Raw genomic sequence first — 1,780 nt, 5'->3', positions numbered from 1 at the left:
AGGCTACGCACCAGCCTGGGGGAGCACCGACGCACCCATGGGCGGCATGGGGATCTCCGGGGTGGGCCGCCGACACGGCGCGGACGGACTGCTCAAGTACACCGAGTCGCAGACGAGCGCGGTGCCCACCACCGAACCCGGCCCGGGGACGACGGCGAAGACCTCGCGCGGCAGGCCGGCCTCGTAGAGCAGTTCGGCGACCGCGAGCGCACAGTACGGGGTCTGGCTGTCGGGTTTGAGCACGACGGCGTTGCCCGCGAGCAGCGCGGGGATCGCGTCGGAGACCGCGAGCGTCATCGGGTAGTTCCACGGGGCGATGATGCCGACGACGCCCTTGGGATGGTGCCGCACCACCGTCTTCGTCAGGCCCGGCAGCATGCCTGTCGCACGCCGCGGGCGCAGCAGCTTCGCGGCGTTGCGCGCGTAGTAGCGGGCGGTCATCGCGATGTCGAGGACCTCTTCCTGCGCGGAGCTGCGGGACTTGCCGGTCTCGGCCTGCGCCATGTCCATCAGTTCGTCGCGGCGGGCGATCACCAGCTCGCGATAGCGGTGGAAGATCTCCGCACGCTTCTCGACCGGGGTGTTCGCCCACGCGACCTGCGCTTTGCGCGCGCGATCGATGGCGGCCTCGGCGTCGGCGGCGGTGCCGACGGGCACGGTCGCGATCTCGCGACCGCTGAAGGCCTCGACGACGGGACGCGTCGGCCGGTCGGATGCGTCGGCGATCGCGATGAGATCGGCGAGCCGCGCGAAGGTCGCAGCGCTCGGAGCAGCCATATCGAACCCCTACCGGTGAGTAGTTCTCAGAGTTACACCAACGTACCGCGCCGAGGTGGTCGCTGTCACAGGCGTCGTGTTCCTGCCGTGTCGGTGGCCAACGCCCGCCGGCGGCGACACACCGGCGGGCGGGGATCTCTCAGGTCCCGGTGTAGAACGCGATCGTGCGGTCGGCGCGAGCACGGGCCTGTTCGGCGTCGGTACCCGAGGCGACGTCCGCGTCGTACCAGCCGTTGCCGCTCGCGGTATGGAAGCGAACTCCCTCGGGCGAGGTCGCCCACTGCTGGAACTCGGCCGGATCGACGGCCGATCCCGATTCCAGATACAGGGCCAGTCCCAAGAATCCACCTTCCCAGCCGATTCCGACCGCTCCGGGGCCGTACTGCTCCCAGAAGTCGCCGTCGGCGTGCGCGATATGGGCCAGTTCGAGCCGGGCGCCGCCATGAGCATCGGCGGCGATCCCGACCTCGATCCAGCTCGTGGCCCCGGCGAACTCCCACGTCGCGGTGAAGCTGTGCGGCGGGTCGCACGTCAGGATTTCGCCGCCCGCGTTGCCTTCCAGTTGGTATCGACCGCCGACGCGCAACTCTCCGGTGACGGGCAGGAACCATCGCGGAATCCGCTCGGGATCGGTACATGCGTCCCAGAGGTCGTCGACGGTGGTCGGGTAGCTGCGCGAGATCGTCACCACCGATGCTTCGCCGGTGTCGAGGGCGCGACGTCCCACGGTGCGGCGGACTGCATCGATCTGTGTCCGGGCGTCCTTCATGAGCTTCTCCTGTGTTTCTCGTCGGTGGTGGCGGTCCGCCTCCGGCGTTCCCTCTTGCCGCGTGCAATTTCGGTGCCGAGCGCGTCCAGGGCGGGGGCCGGCAGCGGGCGCAGGCCGGCCATCCAGTCCTCGAGTGCGGTCAGCGGCGCCGGATCCAGCCGATAGAGGCGGCGGGTGCCGTCCTTGTGCACACGGACGAAGCCGGCATCGCGCAACACCTTGAGATGTTGCGAC

At 69.7% G+C, this 1,780-nt stretch carries 2 protein-coding genes and 1 pseudogene; all 3 read right to left on the bottom strand.

Annotated elements, in window-relative coordinates; translation table 11 throughout:
• Nucleotides 1-93: 93 nt before the first annotated feature.
• Nucleotides 94-777, bottom strand: a pseudogene (locus tag Q8814_RS26000) (aldehyde dehydrogenase family protein); the annotation flags it as partial.
• 139 nt (nucleotides 778-916) lie between these two features.
• The gene (locus Q8814_RS25995; RefSeq protein ID WP_330154808.1) at nucleotides 917-1,546 is read right to left on the bottom strand and encodes an SRPBCC family protein; all 630 of its coding nucleotides are present in this window, start codon (nucleotides 1,544-1,546) and stop codon (nucleotides 917-919) included.
• A partial coding sequence (locus Q8814_RS25990) for an ArsR/SmtB family transcription factor (RefSeq protein ID WP_408015991.1) occupies nucleotides 1,543-1,780 on the bottom strand: 238 nt, incomplete at its 5' end. The genes Q8814_RS25995 and Q8814_RS25990, both read right to left, overlap by 4 nt.

Origin of the sequence: Rhodococcus chondri (assembly GCF_036327435.1) — a bacterium.
GTDB lineage: Bacteria > Actinomycetota > Actinomycetes > Mycobacteriales > Mycobacteriaceae > Rhodococcus > Rhodococcus chondri.
The sequence above is the reverse complement of the archived record's forward strand: the minus strand, read 5'-3'. Positions and strand labels throughout refer to the sequence as shown.